The following is a 16,505-nucleotide window of genomic DNA, read 5'->3' as shown; positions in this document are numbered from 1 at the left end:
CCGGTGCCGGACCGCGCGCTGCGCGAGCCGGTCGGTCTGGCGCTGGAGCGGCTGGTGGCCGCGACGCAGGTGCGGTTCCCGGTGATCGCCGACCTCACCCGCGGACTGGTGTATTCCTGGTTCGGTCAGCCGCTGCTGCGGCGCAACCGCGCGCGGGTCTACACCAATGTCCGTAAACACCTGAGCCACCTCGACGCGCATCCGGAGACGCCCGATCGCGCCGAGCGCATCTCCGAAATGGTGCGCAGCACCGAGCCGCTGGTGCGGCTGCTCGGTCAGCGGCTGGTGCGCGGCAGTGCCGACAACACCGCCATGCTCGAGGTGCTGACCCGTCGGTACTACGGAAACAAGGGTCTGACGGGTGTGCACACCCGCGAGGCCGGTGGCTGCACGTTCGTGATCGCCGAGCGCCGGGGACTGAGCCTGGTGTCGGCGGCGGTGAGCTTCGACGCGCTCGACACCGTGCTGCGCGGTCTCACCGAGCTGGCGAGTGTGGCCGCGTCCATCGAGGTCGACATCTACCTGAGCTGGGAGAAGCAGCCGGAGGACTTCGACGCGATGGCGTCGGCGCTGCAGGAAGTGCTCGGTGCGCGGCCGTTGCCGAACCAGATCCACCGGATCACCGCGACCGTCGCGGGCAGCGGCGGTGCGGTGATGCACCACCACTTCACCTTCCGTCCGTCCGCCACCGGCATGGTCGAGGAGCGGCTGATCCGCGGCTTGCATCCGTACATCGCGGAGCGCATGCAGATGAAGCGGCTGCGCAAGTTCGACCTCACCCGGCTCCCGTCCTCGGACGAGGAGGTCTACCTGTTCCGGTGCATCGCGAAGGAGAACGCGTCCGACGAGCGTCTGGTCGCATTCGCCCAGGTACGTGACCTGGCCGCACTGCGCGAGCACGACGGTCGGCTGCTGGCGCTGCCGACGGCCGAGAGCACCATCGCCGCCTGCCTCGACTCGATCCGCCGGGCGCAGTCGCAGCGGCCCTCGGCCAAGCGGTTCCACACCAACCGCGTCGTGATGTACATCTGGCCGCCGGTCGAGATGACCCGCGCCGAGCTGGAGACGATCGTCGATCGCGTGCGGCCGACGACCGCGGGCGCCGGGCTGGAGGAGATCCTGCTCATCGCACGCCATCGTCACCCGAAGACCGGCGAGCTGATCAAGGTCGCCGTGCGCATCGCCTTCGATGCCACCGGTGGCACCCAGGTGACCATCGGCGAGCGGTCCGACGAGGCGGTCGAACCGATCGACGAGTACCGGCAGAAGGTGCTGCGGGCCAGCAGCCGCAACACCGTGTACCCCTACGAGCTGACCGGTGTGCTCGGGGAGTTCGCCGAGTACGACCTCGATGCCGACCACACGCTGGTGCCGGTCGATCGGCCCAAGGGCCGCAATAAGGCCGCGATCGTCGCGGGCGTGGTCACCACGCCGACCGCGCAGTATCCGGATGGCATCACCAGGGTGGTGCTGCTCGGCGATCCGACGAAATCCCTTGGCGCGCTTTCGGAACCGGAATGCCGCCGGGTGATCGCCGCGATGGACCTTGCGGAACGGATGCAGGTGCCGCTGGAGTGGTACGCGCTGTCTTCCGGTGCCCGGATCTCGATGCAGTCCGGTACCGAGAACATGGACTGGGTGGCGGCGGCGCTCAAGCGGATCGTCGAATTCACCCAGGACGGCGGCGAGATCAATATCGTGGTCTCGGGCATCAACGTCGGCGCGCAGCCGTACTGGAATGCCGAGGCCACCATGCTCATGCACACCAAGGGCATCCTGGTGATGACGCCGGACTCGGCGATGGTGCTCACCGGCAAGCAGGCGTTGGACTTCTCCGGTGGTGTGTCGGCCGAGGACAACTTCGGTATCGGCGGCTACGACCGGGTGATGGGTCCGAACGGGCAGGCGCAGTACTGGGCGCCGAACCTGCTCGCTGCGCGGGACGTGCTGATGTCGCACTACGACCACACCTATGTGGCGCCCGGCGAGCAGTCGCCGCGGCGGTCGCGCACCAGCGACCCCATCGATCGCGACGTCTCCGACTTCCCGCATGTCGTGGCTGGCAGCGACTTCACCACGGTCGGCGAGATCTTCTCCGCCACCGCCAACCCGGACCGCAAGAAGCCGTTCGACATCCGGACCGTGATGCGGGCGGTGGCCGATCAGGACCACCCGGTGCTGGAACGCTGGGCGGGTATGGCCGACGCCGAAACGGCCGTGGTGCAGGGCGCGCGACTCGGCGGTATCCCGGTGTGTCTGCTCGGCATCGAGTCCAGGGGAGTGCCGCGCCGTGGCTACCCATCCACCGACGGCCCGGACACCTATACGGCAGGCACGTTGTTCCCGCAGTCGTCGAAGAAGGCGGCGCGGGCGATCAACGCGGCCAGTGGTAATCGGCCGCTGGTGGTGCTGGCGAATCTGTCGGGCTTCGACGGCTCGCCGGAATCGATGCGGAAGTTGCAGCTCGAGTACGGCGCCGAGATCGGCCGTGCGATCGTGAACTTCCAGGGTCCCATCGTGTTCTGCGTGATCTCGCGCTATCACGGCGGCGCCTTCGTGGTGTTCTCGAAGCTGCTCAACCCGAATATGACCGTGCTGGCGCTGGAGGGTTCGTTCGCCTCGGTGCTCGGCGGCGCCCCCGCGGCCGCGGTGGTGTTCTCGGGCGAGGTCGATGCCCGTACGGCAGCCGATCAGCGGGTGCGCGATCTCGAGGCACGTGCCGCGAACGCGCTCGGCGCCGACCGTGCGGCACTGACCGCGGAACGCGACGAGGTCCGGTCCTCGGTTCGCACGGAGAAACTCGGTGAGGTCGCAGCGGAATTTGACCGCGTGCACAATATCCAGCGCGCTGTCGAGGTCGGTTCGGTCGATGCCATCATCCGCGCCGCCGAACTGCGTCCGCGCATCATCGAGGCCATCGAGGCAGGTCTGCCCAGCTGATCTCTGATTTGCTGAAACAGTCGGCCGACTCGGGACGGTATCGAGCCCCGAGTCGGCCGACTGTTATTGCTTCGGGCCCGTCCTATACTGGCCCGACAGCCTGTTCCATCTCGATCAGAATCACCGAGAGCCGATGACCGAACTCGTCTCGCGCGCCCAAGGTGTCCGCTTCGACGAACTCGCGCTGGCGACGCGCAATCACGGCATGCAACTGGAAGGCATGCGTTACGACATCACGCCCATCGGCATGCACTACTTGCTGATTCATTTCGATATCCCGGAGATCGACGCTGCGTCGTGGCGGCTGCGGGTGAGCGGATACGTCGAGCGTGGACTGGAGCTGTCGCTCGACGACATCAGATCGCGACCGGCGACGACGATTCCAGTCACCCTCGAATGCGCGGGTAACGGACGCACCCGGATGGATCCGCGCAATGTCAGCCAGCCGTGGGGTCTCGAGGCGATCGGGACGGCGGCGTGGACGGGAACCACACTGAGTGGGATTCTCGACGACTGCGGTATCCGGGACGAGGCGGTCGAGGTCGTGTTCACCGGAGCCGATCGTGGATTCCAAGACAATGTGGAGCACAACTATCAACGTTCCCTGAGCATCGACGAATGCCGCAGACCCGAAATTCTGCTCGTCTACGAAATGAACGGCGCACCGCTCCCACCACAGCACGGCTTTCCACTGCGACTGCTCGTCCCAGGGTGGTACGGCATGACGAGCGTGAAATGGTTGCGGAATATCGAAGTCGTCGACCGGCCCTTCACTGGATTCCAACAGGCTCGCGCCTATCACTACCAACTCGACGCCGACGATCCGGGCGTGCCAGTGTCGCGAATCAAGGTGCGTGCGTTGATGATTCCGCCTGGCATTCCCGATTACCCGAGTCGGCGACGGACGGTCGACGCCGGTGCGGTGCTGCTCCGCGGTCGCGCCTGGTGCGGAACCTCGCCCGTGGTGCGGGTGGAAGTCGGTGTCGACGGCGTCTGGCGGGATGCCCAATTGGCGCGTGGGGACTCCGAATTCGCCTGGCGCAGTTGGAGTTACACCTGGCAGGCGGGACCGGGTGAGTACCTACTGAGCTGCCGCGCCACCGATGCAGAGGGGAATGTGCAACCGGCCGAGCAATTCTGGAACCGCCAGGGCATGGGGAACAATCTGATTCAGGAAGTCCCCGTCACGGTCCGCTGATCGGTGAACCAGCGCCGAATCCGCGCGGCGGCGAATTCGGCTTTCTCGGTTGCCAATTCGGTCGAGGGCGTAACGAACGGTGCGACCGGCTTCGGCCCGGAAAGGAAGTCGGCGTCGACCTTTCCGACCAGTCCGTGCCCGAATTCGATGTAGCAGGAGCCCTGGCCGAGATACTTTCCGGGCGGGGGTGTTCCGTGCAGTTGTGCGGCAATGTGCGCGGCGACAGTGCGGGCCGCGTTCTCGGCGAACACCCCGGCTCGGGGAACGGGCGCGTCCGCGCAGTCACCGATGGCGTAGATGCCCGGATAGGGGGTGGCCAGGGTTCGCGGGTCGACGTGGATCCAGCCGTCGCCACCGTCGACGGTGAGCCCGGATGCCTCGACCACGGGTGGGACGCAATGGGTCGGAATGCCGATGAACAGGTCGTAGGCGAGGTCGCCGGTGTGGGTTCGGGCGACATGGTTCGCCGGATCGAGCGCATGGACCCGCCGTCCGGGAGAGTAGTCGATTCCACGTCGCGCGAGCGCCTCGACCAGCGCGGCAGAGGTGTCCGCGGAGACGGGGATCGGTGAGTCCATCGGGGTCAGCACGTGCATGCTGGTGCGCTCGCGGATGCCACGGCGAGCCAGCAGCTCGTGCAGCAGCATCGCGCCCTCGTAGGGTGCGGGCGGGCACTTGAACGGCACGCTCAACACCCCGAGGAGAATGGTGCCACCGTCGAACCGGGCCAGCCGATCGCGCAGTCGACAAGCTCCCTGGATCGAGTAGTACTCGTGACCGTCCTCGACGAATCCGGGGGTCGCGGCCGGATCGTAATCGGCGCCCAGAGCGACAATCAGAAAGTCCGGATCGTAGCCGCGACGGTCGGTGACGACGTGGCGGGTCTGGGGGTCGATCGAGGTGACCTGCTCCTGCCGGAACTCGACCCCGGGACGGACCACGTCGCGGTAGCTGATCCGCAGAGATTCCGGGGGTTGGTCGCGGAATAGAATTTCCAGTTTCGAGAAACCAAAGGTGAATCCGTCGTTGCGGTCGACGAGTATCACCCGCACCTCGCCGGGCAGCGACTCGGACAGGCAGGCGGTCAATTCCAGCCCGCCGAACCCGGCTCCGAGGATCAGGACCGTCGGCGTTCGAACGTTCTCGGAGGCCATATTCGTCGACCTGCCTTCCCGATTTGGTCCCGCTCACCGAGAGCGAGCACTGTCGCGTCGCGATCGCGTCGCTCCGTTTCCGATGCGAATGCCAGAATTGGTTGTTGGACAAGGAGTTCGCGCACTATCACCTCAGTCGTGCGCTGAAACGTGACGGTGATGCCGTCGCAATGGAACGAATCATGACCCGTTCCTTCGCGACCATCTCAGCGGCGAGGCTCTCCGATATTCCGTCGTTCACAAGGGTGTCGACCGCGTCTCCATTGTGCGCGCCTCGGTAGCCGGATGGAACCCGGATTTCGGCCGCGCGCATACTTGCAGCAATTGCTGTAGCACCGTTTCGTCGTCTCGTAACCGATGCAGATCCACCGAGCGCGGAGGTGACAACATGGGTGTGCTCGATCGCCGAACAGTTCTGGTCGGCACCCTGACCGCGACGACCGCGGTGCTGGCGAGTTGTGCGGGCGACCAGTCATCCGAGCAGGTCCCGACGACGCAAACGCCGCCGCAGACCGCGAAGGCGGCCTTCGACAGGCTGATGGCAGGCAATCGGCGCTGGATCGACGGCAACCTGGACCACCCCGACCGGGATCCGGATCGACGCGAGCTGCTGGCCCGGAATCAGCAACCGTATGGCGTCGTACTGGCGTGTATCGATTCCCGCGTCCCGCCGGAGCTGGTGTTCGACACCGGGCTCGGCGATTTGTTCGTGATGCGCACGGGCGGCCTCGCGGTCGGTCCCGTCGTGACCGGCTCGGTCGAGTACGGCCCGATGACCAGCGGCACCCCGTTGATCATGGTGCTCGGACACCAGCGCTGCGGTGCGGTGGCCGCGGCATACAAGGCTTTGCAGGAGGACACCGCACTGCCGGGCAATCTGCAGTCGATCGTGCAGGCGCTACGCCCGGCATATGAGCGGATGGATTCCCCCGGCGACGACCCGGTCGAGAAGATGACCCACCTCCAGATCGAGCTGACCGCACAAGATCTGCGGCGCAATAACGACCTCGCGCCGATGGTCGAACGCGGCGCTGTGTCAGTCGTCGGCGCCTACTACAACCTCGATACCGGCCGGGTAGAAGTGCTCGACGGAGCCCCGGCCTGACCGCCGCTTGCACATGACCGGCCGGGCGGGTACTCCGGATAACAGGAGGTGTTCGATGCTGCCCTCCGCATCCGATCCCTTGACGCGGACAGAAGAAGTCATCGTGTCGTCGGAGTCCATCCGGCTGACCGGGATACTGGCCGTCCCGCAGGACGCCACCGGTCTGGTCGTCTTCGCGCACGGCAGCGGCAGCGGTCGGCACAGTCCCCGGAATCGGCTGGTCGCCGATGTACTGAACCGCGCGGGGCTCGCGACGATGCTCGTCGATCTGCTGACCGCGGCCGAAGAGGGCAACCGCGCACGGGTTTTCGATATCGAGCTGCTCGCCGGGCGTCTCGTCGCGGTGACCCGCGGATTACGCACGCGGCCGATCCTGAGCGGGCTTCCGACCGGATATTTCGGGGCGAGCACCGGTGCCGGTGCCGCATTGTGGGCGGCCACCGAGCCCGGCGCCGAGATCGCGGCCATCGTCTCCCGTGGCGGCCGTCCCGACCTGGCCGGTGCGCGGCTGGCCCAGGTCCGTGCGCCGACGCTGCTCATTGTCGGCGGTAACGACCGGCACGTTCTCGAGCTCAATCGCGAGGCCCAGCTGCGGATGCCGTGTCCGAGCGAGATCGATGTCGTCCCCGGTGCGACGCACCTGTTCGAGGAGCCCGGCGCGCTCGAGCAGGTGGCGGATCTGGCGCGCGACTGGTTCCGCCGCCACCTCAGTGTCGTGCGGTCTTGAACACCACCGGCAGGCCGTCGGCTCGCGGTGCGACCCTGGTGCCGAAGTCGCGACTGATGTGCTCGATCGTCTCGCACAGCCATCGAGATTCATCGCGCGCGGCCGATTGCAGGCGCATGTGCCGGATCCGCAGCGGAATCATTCGCGTCTCCATCGCGCCGGGATCGGTGGACACCAGATAGAGCAAGCGAAGCTCCGGACGGTATCGCTCATAGCCGCGGATGCCCTCGTAATCATCGATGACGTCACCGCACCCGTACAGAATCGGTTTGCCCCGATAGATCTCGATCGGCCGGGGATGGTGCGCGGAGTGCCCGTGCACGAGGTCGATTCCGGCATCGATCAATCGATGCGCGAATTGCCTTTCGCTCAGCGGCACCCCGTAGCCCCAGTTGGGTCCCCAATGGATGGAGACGATCGCGATATCGCCATTGCGCTTGTGCCCCAATGCTTCTGCCGCCACTTCCTCGGCGGCGCGAATATTCGGCGATTCGCCGATCCACCACAACCCCGGCCGATCGCGGCGGGCAGCCCAATGGTGCGGGACCCCACTCGATCCGGCACCGACCGAGACGATCACCACCCGCCGTCCGTCGTCGAGTTCCGATATCGCGGGTGCCCGAGCATGGTCGAAATCCGCCCCTGCCCCCGCGCGCTGGATGTTCGCGGTATCGAGTGTTTCCACTGTGTCCGTGAGTCCTTCGACACCGAAATCGAGAATGTGGTTATTGGCCAGCGCGCAGACGACCGGCGCGATCGCGGTCAACACCGGCACATTGTCCGGGTTCATGCGGTAATGGATGCCCTTGCCGGAGGCGAACACGCCATCGGCGGTGATCGCGGTTTCCAGATTGATCAACCGCACTCGCGGGGCGAGCTGAGCAAGCATCGGCAGGACCTCGCCCCATGGGTGACCGAAATCCACCGGACGAGCGAATTCACCGCTTGTCTGCTCCGCCAACTCCGCATACGTCCGCGCATCCTCGACGCACCGTTCGTGCAGCGTCGGATCACCGGGGTGCGGGAGAATCTGGTCCACCCCACGACCCAGCATGACGTCGCCGCCCAGCAGCACCGTCGCCATACCACCATTGTCGATCATGTCCGCCATATCGTTCAATGCGCGGTGGCGACGAGAATCCGCTGGTTCGGACAAGCCGTCAACCGGACCCCCTCGGTGAATCGCGTCGGGCGTTCGCCGCCGCGCGCAGCGCCAGCCGGGTGTTGCCGACGCCGCCGATCCTCGGCCAACGTCGGTAGGTGAGGCCAACAGATTCTTCACCTCGACGTGACTGATTCGACGCCGAGCGGATGTCATCGGACCGATGGCGACGTATCCGCTACCGCCGTGAGTAGTTCCAGGAATCGCATTATCTGCGGTGCGCCGTCGTAGCGCGCTTCGGTCGCGATCGCCGAAATGTGTGGCCCGTCATCGGCTGCGGTGCGCACCAAGCCGTGCTCAGCGCACAGCATCAATGCGGGTAGCGCGGCCTCCGTGGCGGCGCCCCGGCGTCCGGCCGCCCACAGGCTGCCCGCCCACAACAGTTGTGCGCGGACGAATGCTCTTGGGCGACGCTGGGTTTCGATCACACGCAGCATCTGCTCGGCGCGGTCGCAGGCTAGATCGGCCGAGTGGTCGGCCAATAGCAGCCGAATCGCGGAGTCCTGTTCGAGTTCGGCGATACCGGCGTGAATCGTTGTGTCCTGCTTGCGGTATGGCGCCAGCTGCCCGAGTGCGTCGCGGGTTTCGGGTGGAATCGGCAGACCGAGGCGGATGCGTTCGTTGACCATGCGGGCGGCCAAGCGTGGCAGTGACTCGCGCTCCGCGATTTCAGCCCCCTGGGTAAGTCGTTGTTCGGCGGCGGCGAGGTCGCCGCGGATCGCTTTGATGCGTGCGCCGGTGCCGAAGCTGGCGAGCAGGAACCAGACCGCGCCGCCGTGAAGGCCGAGATCAGCGCTGGAATCGAGTAGTTGTTCGGCTTCATCGAGGCGGTTCTGCTCGTAGCGGATGGAACCGAGCAGGGCACCGGACATCCGTGAACCGTAGGTTTGCGAGTGCCCGCGCCGGGTGCGGGTGATGGCGGCATCGAAATGCTCTTCGGCGGCGGCGATGTCGAGCTGTTCGAGGGCCGCGAGCCCGGCGACGCACCTGCCGTACATCACCCCGAACGCGCCTTTGCTGCGATCGTGATACGGAGCTGCCCATTGCTGCCAGCGGCGGGCCTCGGCGAAGTCGAAACGGTTGAGTGCATCGATGGACGCGAGATTCGCGGCATTCGTGGCGGCGAACGGTGTGTCGGCATCCTCGAGATGTTGGGCCAGCAGCTCGGGCAACCCATCGAAACGGTCGGTGACGAATTGTGCCGCACCGGTGATCGTTTGCGCCTCGACTCGCAGTTTGGTGGCCTCGGTACCGGTAACCGCACCGGCATCCAGTTCGGCGTATAAATCGTCCAACGCCAGCCGAACCTGTTCCCAGCGTTGCAGTCCGACGTTTGCCCAGGCTCGGCAGATCTGCAGCCTCGGTCGCATCTGCGCCACGGGTTGCGGCAGTTTCGTCAGCAAGCCGAGGAACGTCGCCATGCGGGAGCCTTCGATCAGGTCCATGGCCCGTCGTTCGACCAGATCCGCCGCATAGTTCGGATCGTCGGCGGCCAGTGCGTGATCGACTGCGGCGGTGACGATCTCGTGTTCATCGCACCATTCGGCCGCCCGGCGGTGCAGTTGCGCCAGACGCGCGGGATCACGGCGGACAAGGCGACGCCGCAGGTAGTCGGCGAACAGGTGGTGGTATTGGAACCACTGGTCCTCTTCGTCGAGGCGGCGTAGGAACAGATTTCGGTCGGCGATCTCTTCGAGTAGTTCCTGGCTGTCGGATCGGTCCGTCAGCCGAACCGCGAGATCGGCGCACACTCGCTCCGTGATCGCCGTGGCAAGCAGGAAATCCAGCAGCGGCGGCTCGAGTGAATCGAGCACGTTCTCGGCGAGGTAGTCGGCCAGTGCCCGGTGGCGGCCGGTGAGCTGGTCGATGAACGCGCCGGGATGATCATGGCCGCGCAACGACAGGGAAGCCAATTGCAGTGCGGCAGGCCAACCTTCGGTCGTTTCCTGTAGCCGGTTCACCTCGTCGGTGGACAACGACAGCCCACCGGAGTCGGCCAGGAAAGCACCGGCTTCCTGCGGATCGAAACGCAGCTGCGCGACATCGATCTCGACCAGTTCATCGTGCACCAGCATGCGACTGAGCGGCAGACACGCCCTGTTCCGGCTCGCGATGACCAACCGCAGGTGATGACAACCGTGCTCGAGCAGATAATCCAATGCGGCACAGGTGGTTTCGGCGTGTACCCGGTGCCAGTCATCGATCACGAGCACCATCGTCTGTCCACCAGCGTGGATTTTGTCGATCAGTGCGGACAGCACGTATCTCGCGGTGTCGGACGATCGTTCCTCGAGTAGTGTGCCGAGTTCACGTGCCAGCGGCGCGGCGACGCGGCGGATGGCCTCGACCAGGTGGGAGAGGAACCAGACGATATTGTCGTCGTCGGGGTCGGCGGTAAGCCATGCCACCGGGACGTCCTCGGCCGCCAGCGCGGTGGCCCATTGCAGAGCCAGGGTGGTCTTGCCGAATCCGGCCGGTCCATGGATCAGTGTGAGGCGCCGGTCGCCGCCGTCACGCAACAACCCGAGCAGCCGGGTGCGGGCGATCATCGTATGGGGTGCGGCGGGCGGACGGAATTTTGTTGCCGTGCTGGGCGGTGGAGGCGGTGTCACCGCACCCGGGGTATGCGAGGTCACGGGGACCGATGCGGCCGAACCGGATTCGACGACCGCAGGCGGCAATGCCAGTGCGTCCACCGCCAGGCCCGTTTCGTGCTGGACCCGGCGCAGCCACTCCCCGAACTCGATCGCCGACCGGGGTCGTTCGTCCGGCTTCGCCGCCATGGCCGCCTCGATGGCCGCGCACACCGCCGTGGGGATGTGCTGATCGCGCAGACTGGGTGCGGCGGCGGTTGCGATGCGGGCCAATTGCACTTGTATCGGTTCGCCGGTGCGGCGTGCGAACGCGGCCCGCCCGGCCAGCAAGCAGTGCAAGGTAGCGCCCAGGCCGTAGATATCCGAGATCGGCGTTGGCGTCGCACCGGTGAGCACCTCGGGTGCGGTGAATGCGGGCGTGCCCTGCACGGTGCGCATGGAGGACGTGGTGACATCGCCGAATTGGGCGATGCCGAAGTCGGCGAGCTGGGGTTCGCCGTAATCGGTGAGCAGGATATTGCCCGGCTTCACGTCGCGATGCACGATGCCGATCGCATGGGCGGCGGCCAGCGCCGCGGCCATCTTGACGCCGATCGAAAGCACATCCGACCAGCGCAGCGGCCCCGAATCCCGCAGCACGCTCTCCAGCGAGCCGCAGGCGTAGAACGGCATGACGATATACGGGCGGCCGGTGGCGGTGATGTCGACCTGTAGCACCTGCAGGATGTGGGGATGTCCGAACAGCCGCCCTAATGCCCGCTGTTCTCGGAGAAATTGCTCGCGCTCATCGCCGCTGACCTCGGATCGGAGCACTTTGACCGCGACGTAGCGTTCGAGTGCGTATTCGTAGCAGCAGTACACGACGCCGAATCCGCCGCGGCCGATTTCGGTCGCGTCGCCGAATCCGGCCGCCGCTAGTTCCGCCGCGATTCCGGTGGGGAGGTCGCGCTGTGTCGCGGCCTCGTCGAGCTCGTCCATCGAATATTCGTCGGCACCTCCGCGTCAGCGCATCCATCCCGACCCGTGTCTCAACGATAGCGCCGATGTGGAACAGCGGTAGCCAAGCGTTGGCAAGACGGGAGTTCCCATGGGGTGGACTGAGAGCAACCGCGCCAGCGTTACCAGTTTTCCCAATTCTGTACCATCAATATGCCGAAGAAATGCTCACACATGAAGGGCTGACTCATGGCGAAGAAAGTGACCGTTACCATGGTCGACGATTTGGATGGCACGTCGAAAGCCGATGAAACCGTTCTGTTCGCCCTCGATGGCGTTACCTATGAGATCGATCTGTCGAAAAAGAATGCCGGAAAGCTTCGTGCCGACCTGGATCGTTGGACGGAGAAGGGCCGCAGGACCGGCCGAGTGAAGGTTCGGGCCAAGGCAAGAGGCGGCGGCAAAGACTTTCGGTCGCCGGTGGATCGGGAGCAGTCGCTCGCTATCCGCGAATGGGCCCGCAAAAACGGCCATCAGGTATCGGCGCGCGGTCGGATCTCCGCCGATATCGTCGCCGCCTACCACGCCGCCACGAAGTAAACTCGCACCTGCTATTTTCGTCGAGCGCTGGTATTCGAGGGAGAACTGGGCAGAGTTCGCACACCTCGAATTCGATGCTCGAGTAGCACGGATTTCTCCAGCTGTCCGGGGCGGCCGATTTCACCGGTTGGTGGCGGCGGCGATGTGCGAGGCGCGAGATTCGATGAACCGGGCCCGCGCGATCGCATCCTGACCAGCCTGGACCGAGGTCACACTGCCCGAAGTGGCTCCTCGTCCGCGCGGGTTCAGGGTTGGTTGGGTAGCGCTTGATCGGGAGTCGGGCTGCCGAGGTTGGTGGCGGCCCAGGTGGCGAGCAGGGTGATGGCGTCGGCGGAGGGGCTGGCGGGTTCGGGGCTGTAGATGGTCAGCACCAGACCGGGATCCGCTGGTAGCGGCATGGTTTCGTAGCCGACCTCGATATCGCCGACCACGGGGTGGTGGAAACGTTTGGTACCGGTGTAGTGCAGGCGCACATTGTGTTTGGCCCAGCGCACACGGAATCCCTCACTGCACGTGGATAATTCGCCGACCAGATCGGAGATCCCGCGATCGTAGGGGTCGCGGCCCGCGTCGGTGCGCAGCGGGTTCACCGAGCTGTCGGCCATGTGGTCCCAATCGGGGTAGAACTCTCGTGCTCGCGGGTCGAGGAAGCAGAAGCGGACGAAGTTGACCGGCTGGCTCGGGTCGGGATGCACCACGTCGGATTGCGCGGCGGCCCCGCCCCGGTCCGCCGCTTCCTACCCGACCTCATCGACCGCGTTCTCACCGGCCGCATCGAACCCGGCCAAGTCTTCGACCTCACCCTGCCACTCGAACAGGTCGCCGACGGCTACCGTGCCATGGACGACCGCCGCGCCATCAAAACCCTCCTACGCCCCTGACACCGACGACGCGAGTCGCACGAGATAGTCCCCGGCGCATGAATCTCGTTGTCGCTCAGAAGAGTCCGCCGCCCGCGTGCAGGGATTGGCCGGTGATCCAGCGGGCGTCGGGGGAGGCGAGGAAGGCGACGATATCGGCGATATCGTCGGGTTCGCCGATCCGGCCCAGTGGGGTCTGATCGATGATCTGTTCGGTGAGTGCCGGGCTGCGTGCCGCGGCGAGTGCCTCGGTGCGGACGGCGCCGGGCAACACATTGTTGACAGTGATGCCACGTGGGCCGAGTTCTTTGGCGAGTACCCGGGCAAGTGCTTCGCTGGCGGCCTTGGTGGCAGCGTAGATTCCGGAACCCGGTCGGTGGGTTGCGGTCACGCCGGAGGATACGACCACGATCCGTCCGCCGTCACGCAGCCGGTTGGCCGCCGCGCGCAACGCGATGAAGGTGGCCTTCGTGTTGGTGGTGAACATCAGGTCGAACTCGTCGTCGGTCGCCTCGGCGATCGGGCTGAAGGTTGCGGTGCCGACATTGTTCACCAGGATGTCCAGCCCGCCGAAGTGCTGTTCGGCGGCGTCGAACAGGCCGCTAAGTTGGGCCGGATCCGCCACATCCGCCTGCGCGGCGACCGCCTGCCCGCCGCTGGCTTCGATGGTGGCCACGACCTGGTCGGCCGCGGATCGGTCCGAGTGGTAGTTCACGACTACCGCCGCGCCGTCTGCCCCGAGTCGCTCGGCGATGGCGCGGCCGATCCCGCGTGAGCTTCCGGTAACGAGTGCGACCGGCATAAACGCCTCCAATAGATGAGATTATCGATAGTTGATATCATCGATTAATTCAGTCCATGCTGTCAACTATCCATCAGCTAAACTATTTGCCATGACCGCGGATGATTCGGATCTAGCCACTGCCTTCGCCGCGTTGTATCGCGAGGTGGGCGCTCTGTACGGCGTCATATCGCGCAGGTTCGGGCTCACCGTGCAACAGGTTGAATTGCTCTGCCTGCTATCCGGCCGTCGACCGTCGTTCGGGGAGCTGGCGGGATTGCTCGGCTGCGACAAGACGAATGTGACGGGCATGGTGGATCGCCTGGCGCGGCGCGGTGTCGTCGCCCGAGAGACCGATCCCGATGATCGGCGCATCGCCCGAGCGGTCTTGACCGAACAGGGCGCCGCTATCCGCGAGGACTTCCGCGCCGCCCTCACGGCCGAGCTGGGTGCCCGGGTGCCTCGTGCAAACCGCGCGAGGCTCGTCGCTCTCCTCACCGATTCCGTGACCGCTCTCGCCGAGAGCCGCTGAATCTGGCCGAGTTCACAGTGGTGTCTCCCGAGGCGAGGGGGCGTCGGGGGTTTGAAAGTCGCAAAGCGGGCCAACTCGGTCGTATCTGGAGCTTTTTCCCGAACACCTAGGAATCGCCATGACCGAAACACCCACTGGGTCGTCTATCGAAACGTCGCCCACGGAGACACGGTCGGTTATCGAGCTCGTCAACGATGCGACCGAGCAAATGGCCCACCTGATCCGGGACGAGATCAAGCTCGCCGAACTCGAGGTGCAAAGCAAGGGCAGACGTCTTGGTCGCGGCGCGGTTGTGACCGGTGCCGGGGCGCTGACGGCCTGCTACGGCGCCGCCGCCGTCATCGCCGCGGCGATCATCGCCCTCGCGGGCCCGCTGTCCGGCTGGGCCGCCGCGCTGATCGTCGGGGTGGTACTGCTGCTCGTCGGTGGTGTCTTGGCGCTGATCGGCAAGAAGGACCTGCAGAAGGCGGTCCCGCCGGTCCCGGAGGAGGCGATCACCGGCGTACGGCGAGACATCCATGCGATCAAGATCGGAGGATAGCGATGAGTGATGAGAGCAACCGCTCAGTCGGATCGCCCGATGCCGAACTGCTGCGCGCCGACCGCGACCTGACCAGACAAGAGCTGGGACAGACCGTGGCGGAACTGACCGGCAAGCTCGATGTGAAGGGTAGGGCCGAGGCGGAACTGCATCAGACCGTCGACAGCGCCCGCGCGAAGGTTCATCATGCGGCCGAAGCCGTGCGGGAGAAGCGGGAGAAAGCCAGCGCCGCAACCCAAGACCGCGCCGTCCAGTTCGCGGCCGTGACGCGCAGTCGCCCGGCGCCCGCCGCCGCCGCGGTCACCGCCGTGATCGCGGCCTTGGTGACCTGGCTGATACTGCGTGGCCGACGCAGGCACACCGGGCCACAAATGCGGCTACCACGGCGACGTCGTAATCGTCGGTGACCTGCGGCCCCGCACCATCGGCTGACACCTTTCACCGCCGGAGATGTTGGGCGGCAACGTGTTCGGCACACCCACTTGCCCGGTTGTAGACCGCCGGGGGTTGCTCCTGGACGGTACTATTACCTTTCGATCACAGATGTGGTCGACTGAATCACGTGGCCCGGCACGGGCTTTGCGGCACGTGTCGGCGCGCGACAGCCGATGAATGTGGGGAAAACCATGAGTGCCACCAAGTTCGCCGCCACCGCCCTGCTCGCGATCGGTGCGACCGGCATTACCGCGGGCGCTGTGCAGGCCCAGCCGGTAGCAACCGACACCACCGTGCAGGCAACCGATCACGGCATCAACTTCATCACCGCACCGACAGCGGACCGCCGAGGAGTCAGCACCACCGTCGAGGCCGGACGGTTCTCCATGGCCGCTGATGCTCTTTCGATCACCCTCACCGACGCCGCGGGCAATGCGGTGACCTCGATACCTTTGGGGCTGCAGACGGCGGCCGGGACCGTCGCCCTCACGCCCGAGATCGCCAACGACGGCCGAACCCTCACCCTCACACCGCAATCCGACACCACGCGGACCGCGCAGGCTATCGATGAGGCCTCCGACACCATCGCCCGCAAGCAGTACAACGCCGGAATCGGCGCGCTCATCGGCGCGGGGATCGGTGCGGTGATCGGCTTCTTCCTCGGTGGCGTCGGTGCCCTCGTCACCGTCCCGATCGGTGCCGGAATCGGCGCGCTGATCGGCTACTCCACCCCCTGATCCGGAGCGCAAACTTTTCGAGTCCCTGTGTGCCACTACCGAACTGTGGTGGCACACAGGGACTCGCGTCTGTCAGCCCGCTTTCGACATCACGTATTCCTCGCACGGTAGGCTCGCTGATGCTGTGAGCCATTTCTCGCCGCGCGCCGTCCGGCACCGGGCGACGGTTTCGTTTAGTCTTTGACAATTCGCGAGTCTGGTTA

13 protein-coding genes and 2 pseudogenes are annotated in these 16,505 nt (G+C 65.8%); 10 read left to right on the top strand and 5 right to left on the bottom strand.

What is annotated here, in order from left to right; translation table 11 throughout:
- Window positions 1-2,940, top strand: a 2,940-nt coding sequence (locus NA5_RS05145; protein ID WP_281201691.1) for a carboxyl transferase domain-containing protein, incomplete at its 5' end; no start/stop codon positions are given.
- A gap of 133 nt (window positions 2,941-3,073) precedes the next feature.
- Window positions 3,074-4,138 carry a sulfite oxidase gene (locus NA5_RS05140; protein ID WP_062982346.1) on the top strand — a complete coding sequence of 355 codons (1,065 nt, stop codon included), beginning with the start codon at window positions 3,074-3,076 and terminating at the stop codon, window positions 4,136-4,138.
- On the opposite strand, the gene NA5_RS05135 is transcribed toward NA5_RS05140, so the two are convergent.
- Window positions 4,111-5,292 carry an NAD(P)/FAD-dependent oxidoreductase gene (locus NA5_RS05135; protein WP_062982344.1) on the bottom strand — a complete coding sequence of 394 codons (1,182 nt, stop codon included), beginning with the start codon at window positions 5,290-5,292 and terminating at the stop codon, window positions 4,111-4,113. The genes NA5_RS05140 and NA5_RS05135 overlap by 28 nt on opposite strands.
- Before the next feature lie 388 nt (window positions 5,293-5,680).
- Here NA5_RS05135 and NA5_RS05125 point away from each other — a divergent pair, with 388 nt between their 5' ends.
- A complete protein-coding gene (locus NA5_RS05125) occupies window positions 5,681-6,397 on the top strand; it encodes a carbonic anhydrase (RefSeq protein WP_174555194.1) in 717 nt (238 codons plus the stop codon).
- Between the two features lie 73 nt (window positions 6,398-6,470).
- A pseudogene (locus NA5_RS05120) lies at window positions 6,471-7,124 on the top strand (dienelactone hydrolase family protein); the annotation flags it as partial.
- Here the strand turns inward: NA5_RS05120 and NA5_RS05115 are convergent.
- Entirely contained in the window at window positions 7,105-8,226 is a 1,122-nt protein-coding gene (locus NA5_RS05115) for a CapA family protein (protein ID WP_062982454.1), read from the bottom strand. The pseudogene NA5_RS05120 and the gene NA5_RS05115 sit on opposite strands and share 20 nt — an antisense overlap.
- Before the next feature lie 212 nt (window positions 8,227-8,438).
- Window positions 8,439-11,858 carry a serine/threonine-protein kinase gene (locus tag NA5_RS05110; RefSeq protein ID WP_063813184.1) on the bottom strand — a complete coding sequence of 1,140 codons (3,420 nt, stop codon included), beginning with the start codon at window positions 11,856-11,858 and terminating at the stop codon, window positions 8,439-8,441.
- Window positions 11,859-12,065: 207 nt separating this feature from the next.
- Between NA5_RS05110 and NA5_RS05105 the strand changes: the two genes are divergently transcribed.
- Complete coding sequence (locus NA5_RS05105) at window positions 12,066-12,416, top strand: histone-like nucleoid-structuring protein Lsr2 (RefSeq protein ID WP_062982338.1); 351 nt, start codon at window positions 12,066-12,068, stop codon at window positions 12,414-12,416.
- Between the two features lie 245 nt (window positions 12,417-12,661).
- On the opposite strand, the gene NA5_RS05100 is transcribed toward NA5_RS05105, so the two are convergent.
- The gene (locus NA5_RS05100; protein WP_245672096.1) at window positions 12,662-13,111 is read right to left on the bottom strand and encodes an MmyB family transcriptional regulator; all 450 of its coding nucleotides are present in this window, start codon (window positions 13,109-13,111) and stop codon (window positions 12,662-12,664) included.
- 3 nt (window positions 13,112-13,114) lie between these two features.
- Between NA5_RS05100 and NA5_RS39080 the strand changes: the two are divergent.
- Window positions 13,115-13,297, top strand: a pseudogene (locus tag NA5_RS39080) (IMP dehydrogenase); the annotation flags it as partial.
- A 55-nt stretch (window positions 13,298-13,352) separates the two neighbouring features.
- Here NA5_RS39080 and NA5_RS05095 read toward each other — a convergent pair.
- Window positions 13,353-14,078, bottom strand: coding sequence for a glucose 1-dehydrogenase (locus NA5_RS05095; RefSeq protein WP_062982337.1), 726 nt, complete (start codon window positions 14,076-14,078; stop codon window positions 13,353-13,355).
- A 91-nt stretch (window positions 14,079-14,169) separates the two neighbouring features.
- Here NA5_RS05095 and NA5_RS05090 point away from each other — a divergent pair, with 91 nt between their 5' ends.
- From NA5_RS05090 to NA5_RS05075, 4 genes are all read left to right on the top strand, one after another.
- Window positions 14,170-14,589, top strand: coding sequence for a MarR family transcriptional regulator (locus NA5_RS05090; RefSeq protein WP_062982335.1), 420 nt, complete (start codon window positions 14,170-14,172; stop codon window positions 14,587-14,589).
- A gap of 118 nt (window positions 14,590-14,707) precedes the next feature.
- Entirely contained in the window at window positions 14,708-15,130 is a 423-nt protein-coding gene (locus tag NA5_RS05085; RefSeq protein ID WP_062982333.1) for a phage holin family protein, read from the top strand.
- Window positions 15,131-15,132: 2 nt separating this feature from the next.
- A complete protein-coding gene (locus tag NA5_RS05080) occupies window positions 15,133-15,537 on the top strand; it encodes a DUF3618 domain-containing protein (RefSeq protein ID WP_062982331.1) in 405 nt (134 codons plus the stop codon).
- 219 nt (window positions 15,538-15,756) lie between these two features.
- On the top strand, window positions 15,757-16,302 hold the full coding sequence (locus NA5_RS05075; protein ID WP_062982452.1) for a DUF8020 domain-containing protein: 546 nt from the start codon (window positions 15,757-15,759) through the stop codon (window positions 16,300-16,302).
- The last annotated feature ends 203 nt before the right edge of the window (window positions 16,303-16,505 follow it).

Origin of the sequence: Nocardia anaemiae NBRC 100462 (assembly GCF_001612725.1) — a bacterium.
GTDB lineage: Bacteria > Actinomycetota > Actinomycetes > Mycobacteriales > Mycobacteriaceae > Nocardia > Nocardia anaemiae.
The sequence above is the reverse complement of the archived record's forward strand: the minus strand, read 5'-3'. Positions and strand labels throughout refer to the sequence as shown.

What these genes read in the sequence shown, in the direction of transcription:
- NA5_RS05140 (WP_062982346.1), top strand. Translation starts at nt 3,074, where the DNA reads ATGACCGAACTCGTCTCGCGCGCCCAAGGTGTCCGCTTCGACGAACTC.
- NA5_RS05135 (WP_062982344.1), bottom strand. Translation starts at nt 5,292, where the DNA reads ATGGCCTCCGAGAACGTTCGAACGCCGACGGTCCTGATCCTCGGAGCC.
- NA5_RS05125 (WP_174555194.1), top strand. Translation starts at nt 5,681, where the DNA reads ATGGGTGTGCTCGATCGCCGAACAGTTCTGGTCGGCACCCTGACCGCG.
- NA5_RS05115 (WP_062982454.1), bottom strand. Translation starts at nt 8,226, where the DNA reads ATGATCGACAATGGTGGTATGGCGACGGTGCTGCTGGGCGGCGACGTC.
- NA5_RS05110 (WP_063813184.1), bottom strand. Translation starts at nt 11,858, where the DNA reads ATGGACGAGCTCGACGAGGCCGCGACACAGCGCGACCTCCCCACCGGA.
- NA5_RS05105 (WP_062982338.1), top strand. Translation starts at nt 12,066, where the DNA reads ATGGCGAAGAAAGTGACCGTTACCATGGTCGACGATTTGGATGGCACG.
- NA5_RS05095 (WP_062982337.1), bottom strand. Translation starts at nt 14,078, where the DNA reads ATGCCGGTCGCACTCGTTACCGGAAGCTCACGCGGGATCGGCCGCGCC.
- NA5_RS05090 (WP_062982335.1), top strand. Translation starts at nt 14,170, where the DNA reads ATGACCGCGGATGATTCGGATCTAGCCACTGCCTTCGCCGCGTTGTAT.
- NA5_RS05085 (WP_062982333.1), top strand. Translation starts at nt 14,708, where the DNA reads ATGACCGAAACACCCACTGGGTCGTCTATCGAAACGTCGCCCACGGAG.
- NA5_RS05080 (WP_062982331.1), top strand. Translation starts at nt 15,133, where the DNA reads ATGAGTGATGAGAGCAACCGCTCAGTCGGATCGCCCGATGCCGAACTG.
- NA5_RS05075 (WP_062982452.1), top strand. Translation starts at nt 15,757, where the DNA reads ATGAGTGCCACCAAGTTCGCCGCCACCGCCCTGCTCGCGATCGGTGCG.